The 6,318-nt window shown below is 57.6% G+C and carries 5 protein-coding genes; 1 reads left to right on the top strand and 4 read right to left on the bottom strand.

The genetic code is table 11. The annotated features are described in order from the left end of the window. Window positions 1-641 (bottom strand): electron transfer flavoprotein subunit alpha/FixB family protein (locus ELY25_RS01670; protein ID WP_126949557.1); only part of this gene is annotated, 641 nt, incomplete at its 3' end. A gap of 14 nt (window positions 642-655) precedes the next feature. Then, window positions 656-1,405: an electron transfer flavoprotein subunit beta/FixA family protein gene (locus ELY25_RS01665; protein WP_126949580.1), complete on the bottom strand. Its 750-nt coding sequence runs from the start codon at window positions 1,403-1,405 to the stop codon at window positions 656-658. A 408-nt stretch (window positions 1,406-1,813) separates the two neighbouring features. On the opposite strand from ELY25_RS01665, the gene ELY25_RS01660 reads away from it, so the two are divergent. After that, window positions 1,814-3,478 (top strand): electron transfer flavoprotein-ubiquinone oxidoreductase, encoded by a 1,665-nt coding sequence (locus tag ELY25_RS01660; protein ID WP_126949556.1) that lies wholly within the window; start codon window positions 1,814-1,816, stop codon window positions 3,476-3,478. A 54-nt stretch (window positions 3,479-3,532) separates the two neighbouring features. Here the strand turns inward: ELY25_RS01660 and ELY25_RS01655 are convergent, their stop codons facing one another. Continuing rightward, on the bottom strand, window positions 3,533-5,740 hold the full coding sequence (locus ELY25_RS01655; protein WP_126949555.1) for an ATP-dependent helicase: 2,208 nt from the start codon (window positions 5,738-5,740) through the stop codon (window positions 3,533-3,535). Then, on the bottom strand, window positions 5,737-6,309 hold the full coding sequence (locus ELY25_RS01650) for a DUF1285 domain-containing protein (protein ID WP_126949554.1): 573 nt from the start codon (window positions 6,307-6,309) through the stop codon (window positions 5,737-5,739). Before ELY25_RS01650 ends, ELY25_RS01655 begins: the two co-directional genes overlap by 4 nt. Window positions 6,310-6,318 lie beyond the last annotated feature (9 nt).

Here is a 6,318-nt window from a genome sequence, read left to right as displayed (position 1 = left end):
CCGTTGAGCAGCTTGAAATTGTCACCGTTGCCCATGCCGCGGCCACCGGAAATCACCACCTTGGCACCGCCGAGTTCGGGGCGGTCAGACTGCGCCAGCTCTTCCTTCACAAAGCGCGACTGGGTGTTCTCGACCACCACGTCCACGGCTTCCACCGTGGCGCTGCCCGTGTCGCTGACGGCATCAAACGCGGTGGTACGGACCGTCAGCACCTTGAGGGTGTCGTCGCTTTTCACCGTGGCAATGGCGTTGCCCGCATAGATGGAGCGCTGGAAGGTATCCGCGCTTTCCACCCCGATAACGTCAGACAGCTGGCTGACATCTTTCAGCGCCGCCAGACGTGGCAGCACGTTTTTACCCGTCGTGGAGGCGCTGGCCAGCACGTGGGTGTAATCGCCTGCCAGCTCCACCAGCAAGGCGCCCAGGGGCTCGGCGAGCTGGTGGGCGTAGACCGCGTTGTCCGCAACGCGCACCGTGCGTACGCCTTCAAGCTTGGCGGCCGCATCCGCTGCCGCCTGGACGCCTTCACCGGCGACCAGTACGTCAATATCGCCCCCAATCGCTTGTGCAGCAGCGACAACGTGGGCGGTCGCGCCCGCCAGCTGGCCTTCATGGAGGTCGGCAAGTACCAGAATGCTCATGCGTTCCACTCCTCTTAAAGCACCTTGGCTTCGTTTTTGAGTTTATCGATTAGTTCGTCCACGGAGGCGACTTTGATGCCACCTTTACGCTCGGCCGGGGACTCCACCTTGAGCAGGCTGACCTTGGACGCCACGTCCACCCCGAAATCGGCGGGGGTTTTGACGTCCAGCGGCTTTTTCTTGGCCTTCATGATGTCCGGCAGCTTGGCGTAGCGGGGCTCGTTCAGGCGCAGATCGGTGGTCACGATGGCGGGTAAAGTCAGTGCGATTGTCTGCAGGCCACCGTCGATTTCACGCGTGACATGGACCTGGTCGCCTTCCACGACCACTTCCGAGGCGAAGGTTCCCTGCGGCAGGTTGGTGAGCGCGGCGAGCATCTGGCCGGTCTGGTTGTTGTCGGTGTCGATGGCCTGTTTGCCCAGGATCACGAGACCCGGCTGCTCTTGCTCGACCACTTTGGCCAAGAGCTTGGCGACCGCCAGCGATTCTGCCCGCTCGTCGGTTTCGATCTGGATGGCGCGGTCGGCGCCCAGCGCCAACGCGGTGCGCAGCTGCTCCTGAGACGCCTTGGGGCCGATGGTGACCGCTACTACTTCGGTGGCCACACCTTTCTCTTTCAAGCGCACCGCTTCTTCCACGGCGATTTCGCAGAAGGGGTTCATGGCCATTTTGACGTTGGTAAGGTCAACGTCGGAGTGATCCGCCTTGACGCGAATCTTGACGTTGTAATCGATGACGCGTTTAACCGCGACGAGTACTTTCATAGGTTCCTCGCTTGGCTTGGGGCAAAAGCCGTTAACCAAAGTCGGTACCCGCCAAGCGGACACCGCTTATAAAAGAGTAGCCTCGCCAAGACGTTGGCGACGACCCGGATATTCATGCAAGCGTTTGATAGGGGCGCAATTAAAAAACCTTACTAATCTGCCACAGCCTGCCTAATGGCAACAATACCTATTGGCTTACGCAATGGTCGAAGCTTTATGCCAAATTCGCTCTAAGTTTTTCGCCTTAAGTTTTAACCGTTTGGCGGGAAACGCTGCTTTTAGCATCGTAGGCGTGACCTGACACAGGTATTATGCCTATCATGGAGCATAACCAGAAGCAAACGACCGTTTTAAATTAAGGCCGTGTTTTTATAAGGCACTGCACTTATGAGAATAAGGAGAAGCCAGGTGGAAAATGTTGAACGCGATGTCATGGACTTCGATGTAGTGATTGTGGGTGCAGGGCCTTCCGGGCTTGCCGCCGCCTGCCGCCTGATGCAACAAGCCAATGAAGCCCAACAGGAGTTGACCGTTTGTGTAGTGGAAAAGGGCTCTGAAGTTGGCGCCCATATTCTGTCCGGCGCAGTTTTTGAACCCCGAGCGCTTGCCGAGCTATTTCCCGACTGGCAGGAGCGCGGTGCCCCCTTAAACACACCCGCCATTCGCGATGATGTTTACCTGCTCAAGGATGCGCAAAAAGCCCAAAAGCTGCCGAACTCGTTGGTGCCCAAGAGCATGCACAATACCGGCGGCGACATGACTCGCTATGTGATCAGCGCAGGCAACCTATGCCGCTGGCTGGCTGAGCAGGCAGAAGAGTTGGGCGTTGAAATCTTCCCCGGCTTTGCTGCCCAGGAAGTAATTATCGAAGATGACGCCGTACGCGGCATCATCATTGGCGATATGGGTGTTGCTGCAGACGGCACGCCGAAAGATGGCTATATGCCTGGCATGGAGCTGCGCGCTAAATACACACTCTTTGCTGAAGGCGCCCGCGGTCATCTGGGCAAGCGGCTGATTGAGCACTTCTCTCTGGATGCCGGTCGTGACCCGCAACACTACGGTATCGGCCTGAAAGAGCTTTGGGACGTACCGGCCGACAAGCACGAGCCAGGGCTAGTAGTACATGGCTCCGGCTGGCCGCTGGGTAAGAGCACGCCCGGCGGATGGTTTCTATACCACGCCGAGAACCAGCAGGTGGTGGTTGGCCTGATCATGGACCTCTCCTATCAGAACCCGTGGCTGTCACCCTTTGATGAATTCCAGCGGATGAAACATCATCCAGCGCTCAGTCAGTATCTGGAAGGCGGCAAACGAGTGGCCTACGGCGCGCGCGCGCTGACCAAAGGCGGTTTTAACTGCCTGCCCAAAATGACCTTTGCAGGCGGCCTACTGATTGGCTGTGATGCAGGTACGCTTAACTTCTCAAAAATCAAGGGACTGCACACGGCCATGAAATCAGGGCTGGTAGCTGCAGAAAGCGTATTTGAAGCACTCAAGACCGGTGATGAAGGCGCCCAGGAACTCACAAGCTTTACGCAGAAGTGGGAAGCCAGCTGGGCATACACGGAGCTAAAAGAGAGCGCAAGCTTTGGACCCGCCATGCATAAATATGGAACGGTAGGCGGCGGTGCCTATAACTTCGTCAACCAGCTGCTGGGTAACAAACTGCCCACCGTGCATGACACCACCACTGATCACGGTGCACTGAAGCCAGCGGCTGAATTTGAAAAGATCAATTATCCCAAGCCTGATGGTAAACTCTCTTTTGATAAGCTGTCGTCGGTGTTTCTTTCCAACACCAACCACGAAGAGGATCAGCCGTGTCATTTGCGTCTGGACGATTCTGAGATCCCCATCCAGCACAACCTGCCCAAGTTTGCCGAACCGGCTCAGCGCTACTGCCCTGCCGGCGTTTATGAAGTGGTCGAAGATAACGCCGGGCAACCGCGTTTCCAGATCAACTTCCAGAACTGCGTCCATTGCAAAACCTGCGACATCAAAGACCCGGCACAGAATATTACCTGGGTAGCCCCTGAAGGCGGCGGCGGTCCTAATTATCCAAACATGTAACTAACTACCCGAACATGTAACTCGCTAGACTTAGCCCCCTGCGCCACCAACCGTTCAGGCTGATGGTGCAGGGGGCTCTAACCGTTCAATGGGCGCACGACGGGCAATCAGCCGCCGCCGACCTGCCTGGGCAAAACGAACATCAATCACCGGGTCTGATGGGTTGCCTTCCACCGAGGCCACCTCGCCCTCACCAAATACCGCATGATGCAACCGCTGACCGGGATAGAAGTGCTCACCTGAAACATAAGCGGCCTTGGGCTCCTGAACCTCCGGCACGCTTAGGGTAATATCGGCGCGCCCCAACCGCTCCAAATAGCGTTTTACAATCGCGGGTGAAGCAACGCGCAGCGTGGCGCTGGAAGGCGCTTCCTGTGCAAGGCATTCGGCTACGCGCATGCTGTCCTGCCAGGCGCTTTCAGCAATAAAGCGGCTTGGGCGATGTACCCCACCATCATGGAGTACCAAAAGCTGCTCTTCAGCGCGGGTAATCGCCACATAAAATAACCGCCGCTCCTCTTCCAGACGCTCATCGCTTAATGGGGTGTCCCGACTATAGTGAGGGAAATCCTCTTCGTTGACACCGGCCACGACGACCAGCGGCCACTCCAGACCCTTGGCGCCATGCACGGTCGAGATCAATACGCCGTCTGCCTGGTTTTCTACCGGACGCTCCAATAGCTCGATAAATGCATCGGGATCCTGCACGCTTTGGGCCTGCTCAATCAATACATCGAGAAGCCGCACATCCTCTTCGCCTTTATCACGTCGGGCGGCCGCCCTTTTTAGGGTCTTTTCCGCATCAATACTTTCCACCACATGACCGAGCAGTTTGGCAGGTGGCCAGGCGCTTAGTCGGGGCAGTTCGCAGAGTAGCGCCCAGCGTTTTTTCAGCGTGCGCCGTTGAAGCGGCTTTAGTTCGTTAAGCACAGGGTCATGCCGCTCTGGCCAGCTTTGCGTGGCCGCAAGCTGATAGGCCAGGCGCTGCAGCCGGTCGCGGGCGACAAACGGCGTTGGCTGGGAAAGCAGTAAGAGAAGATGCTCAGGGTGGTGCAGCAATTCAGGCCGACGTGAAAGCTTTAAATAGCCGACCAGCGCCTGCACCAGTGGCAGGCGAAACACAAAACGGTCTTCACGCAACAGGCGAAACGGAATCCCCGCCTGAAGGAGCGCTAGCTGGAAAGGCACCGATAGCGCCCAGCTACGCACCAGCAGGCTCGCCTGGTTGAATGCCCGCCCTTGGGATTTCCAATCCATCAAGGCATCCAGCAGTACAGAATTCCCTTGCCCGACCGAGACCCGTGTATTCGGGTTATGCGGCGCCGCCAAACACAGCTGATCAGGACGCCGCTGATTAGCCACAATGGCATGGTTAGCGGTCAGTGCCAGCGCATGCCCATGGCGAAAGGTAGTGGAAAGCGGGTAGTCGGTTGCCTGCCCAAAGGTTGCGGTAAAATCTTCCAGCATGGTATCCGGCCGGGCGCCGCGCCATTCATAGATACACTGATTGGCATCCCCTACCGCCATTACCGAAGCGGTATCGCCTGCCAATACTGCCAGAAGACGCTGCTGAGCCGCATTGATGTCCTGGTACTCATCAATAATCACATGGTCCAGGAACCCTTCGACCCGCTGACGCAGTACAGCGTCGGCCTCCAACGCCTGAAGCGGCCGATACAGTAGATCGGCGTAAGTCATCAGGCCTTCATTTGCCAACATTCTCTCTGCTTCGGCAAAGGCTGCGGGAAAGTAATCGGTATCGGGCTCAAAATTGAGCCGATCAAAGAGGGTGTCAGGTGCGGCCATTTCCGCCTTCACCAGATTACAAAAATGCGCCAAGGCCTCCAGCCGGTCCCCCTCAATGGCAGCGTCGCGACGCTCAACGCTGTCGCGAAGCACATTCAGGCTAGCCTGGCGGAGCAGTCGCTCTAGCTGCCAGTCGGCGGAGAGCAAACGGCGTGGCGCAAGCGCGCCCCAGCGGCACAGGCTTTGGGTAAGGCGATGCCCCAGCGAGTGGAAGGTACGCACGGCGGGCAGCGTCTGACCAGCCGGCGCCATATTCACCAGCCGTTGATGAAAATCATCTCGCGCCGAACGGTTAAACATCAGCACCAGCATTCGTTTGGGCGCGACACCACTTTCCAGCAGGTGCAAGACGCGCGCAGCCATGGTGGTGGTCTTGCCAGCGCCCGCCACCGCCGCTACACGTGCATGGCCATCATGGTGGTGGACAACGGCATGCTGTTCAGCGGTTAACTTCACGAAACCTCACTTGGCGGGTCATCGCTTGCATCGGCGTCAAGACAGCCCAGGGCATGCCAGCATCCTGCACTCCAGATGCCGATTTCGCACTGGCCGCCAGCCAGTTCATGAGAGCTTGAAGCCTCAACCAGCTGATAAAATACGTGGCGATGCAGCCTGGCGGCCAAACCGTAGCGCACGGCAATTTCGGGCACCGGTTCATTCTGAGGTGTTCGGCTGATCGCTATAGGATGCTCGGCATCCAGGCGTATTACATCGTCAAATTGGGTGGTCAACCACCAGGCATCGTCGTGAAAGTCAGCCTCTACGGCGATAAAAGGCAGATCCTCTACCTGAATACGCCAGCGTTCGACAGGCGTCACAAGACAGTACCCTTCAGGGTCACGGCGTAAAAGCGTGGACAACAAGCGTGCAATCGCGGGACGAGCAAAAGGCTGCCCTTCATGCAGCCAGCTGCCGTCCGCCTGAATGACAATATCCATATCACCAGAAAGCGCGGGCTGCCACGCATCTAATGGCGGAATGGTTGCCGCGCCTTGGCGCTGTTGAAGCAGTCGATCAATATTCATCGTACCCAC

This window comes from Vreelandella populi (assembly GCF_003989825.1).
Classification (GTDB): Bacteria; Pseudomonadota; Gammaproteobacteria; order Pseudomonadales; family Halomonadaceae; genus Vreelandella; species Vreelandella populi.
The sequence above is the reverse complement of the archived record's forward strand: the minus strand, read 5'-3'. Positions and strand labels throughout refer to the sequence as shown.